Raw genomic sequence first — 1,866 nt, 5'->3', positions numbered from 1 at the left:
GCGCCTTATCAGCCTTGCCTGATTTACCTTTCCCTTGAAGCTTCTTCGCATCCATGAACTTGCGACGAGCATGCGCTAAGCACCCTACATTGGTGACGTGATGCAGACCATCATAAGCCGCGTAGCCATCGGTTTGTAGATAACCGTTGTAGTCACCTAAAAAGTCCACGGGACACGCCCTCGCGCGACTGTTTTGATAGTCGTACAAGGCAATATTTTTCACATTCGGCAGTGCCGCTTCGGGTGAGTCAGCGCCTGAGCAGTAGAGCCACATATAACACTGCTTCTCTTCTTTGAGCACATTGAGCGGCGTTTCATCCGCTTGAACCACCACTTGTTGAAGTAGGTGCTCTTTCAAGGCGGCATACAGCGGGGCGAACTTCTCACTGACTTGGATGACCCACCTAGCCATGGTGGTACGTGATAGCTCGATACCCGACTGGGTAAACAGCGATTCTTGACGGTAAAGTGGCATCGCGTATTGGTATTTTCCAAGAATGATGTTGGTCAGCAAACTTTCTGTGGCGAAGCTTTTAGGGATGAGGCTCTGAGGGGATGGCTTCTGAACGATTCGGCTGCTGTCGCCTGTTTTCTCGCACTGGCGGCAAGCGTACTTAGGACGAACATATTCCAACACTTTGAGTACCGCTGGCGTGAACTCTAGCTTCTCGCTGCGGTCTTCCCCGATTTTATGCAGGCTATGATTGCAGCAAGCGCACTGCTTTTCATGGTCGTCTATATCAAGTTCGATAACCTCACGAGGCAAGGTCTTAGGCAGAGGTTTACGTTTACCGCGCTTTTTCGTTGTGGTCGTGGTTGTCACCTCAACCTCGTCTTCTTTAACGGCTTCACATTCCGCTTCGTTGAAGAGGTCACCTTGTGATTCATCGTAAGGCTTTAATGCCTCCGAGCGTTTCGCGAACTGACGGTCGAAGGCGAGTTTGAGTTGTTCAAGCAGCGATTGGCGCTCTTGTTTCCACTCATTTTTCTCCGACATCAGAGCAGCTACCATCGCTTGTAGCTCGGCAACATCTTGGCTTTCTGGGTCGATATTTGGCGTCTTTTTCATAGCATTGATCATACTAAAATCGTGCCGTTAACGCTTGGAGAATAAGGCTTTATTCTCGATTAACTCATTGTAAAATCGTTTATTTTGATGGGTTCGTGGCCGATAATTGTGAAGCCTGAAAGCAGTCTGTCAAGCTCAAATTGAGTGAGGGTAAACACCTGATTTTTCTCTTTTGAAGGCCACTTATACTTGGCTTTTTCAAGGCATTTATACCAGAGGGCGAAGCCTGTTTTATCCCAGTACAACACTTTAATCTTATCGCGCTGTTTATTGGTAAACAGGAACAGCGCACCGCTGCCAAGAGGCAAGTCAGTATCATTTTCGATAATCGCTGCAAGGCCGTTGATGGACTTTCTAAAATCGACGCTTTCACGATAAAGGTAAATGTCTGGAGCGCTGAGCATACCTTTCATGACAACGCTCCAATGAGTTCAGCAAGATAGGTGGCTGGCGTGCCTTGAGGAATGCTCAGCTCCACATCATTGATGAGAAGTGTCATGTTCGCCGTAGCTATCTGGGCCTGATACTTGGTTGTCTTTTCAACGATTTCGGCTTTAACAAATCCGACAGATTCCGATTGGCTTGCTGTTTGGAGTTGACGCCGTTTGGCAAAGAACGTGGATAAACTCAGTCCATGCTCTTCACAAAAAGCGCGTTGGGTAACACTGCTGCTTTCATATTGCTCAAACAGTGATTGCCATTCTAGGTTGGTACGTCGTTTTGCCATTTCAACTCTCCTTTGGGTTGGAGAGTTGATCTTATTCTTCGTGCTGAAGGATTAGAATGCGGTGTTCATG

General features: G+C 47.6%; 3 protein-coding genes. All 3 read right to left on the bottom strand.

The window, feature by feature from the left end; genetic code table 11:
• On the bottom strand, positions 1–1,069 hold a 1,069-nt coding region (gene tnpC, locus AB4623_RS23720; protein WP_372147484.1), incomplete at its 3' end, for an IS66 family transposase.
• A 59-nt stretch (positions 1,070–1,128) separates the two neighbouring features.
• Positions 1,129–1,482, bottom strand: coding sequence for an IS66 family insertion sequence element accessory protein TnpB (gene tnpB, locus AB4623_RS23715; RefSeq protein ID WP_372147482.1), 354 nt, complete (start codon positions 1,480–1,482; stop codon positions 1,129–1,131).
• Positions 1,479–1,796, bottom strand: coding sequence for an IS66 family insertion sequence element accessory protein TnpA (tnpA, locus tag AB4623_RS23710; protein ID WP_017068715.1), 318 nt, complete (start codon positions 1,794–1,796; stop codon positions 1,479–1,481). The genes tnpB and tnpA overlap by 4 nt, the downstream gene beginning before the upstream one ends.
• Between the last annotated feature and the right edge of the window lie 70 nt (positions 1,797–1,866).

The sequence above is a fragment of the Vibrio sp. 10N.222.52.C12 genome, assembly GCF_041474215.1.
Taxonomy (GTDB): domain Bacteria; phylum Pseudomonadota; class Gammaproteobacteria; order Enterobacterales; family Vibrionaceae; genus Vibrio; species Vibrio crassostreae_C.
Note: the sequence above shows the minus strand (reverse complement) of the source record. Positions and strands in the feature narration are given on the sequence as shown.

What these genes read in the sequence shown, in the direction of transcription:
- tnpA (WP_017068715.1), bottom strand. Translation starts at nt 1,796, where the DNA reads ATGGCAAAACGACGTACCAACCTAGAATGGCAATCACTGTTTGAGCAA.
- tnpB (WP_372147482.1), bottom strand. Translation starts at nt 1,482, where the DNA reads ATGAAAGGTATGCTCAGCGCTCCAGACATTTACCTTTATCGTGAAAGC.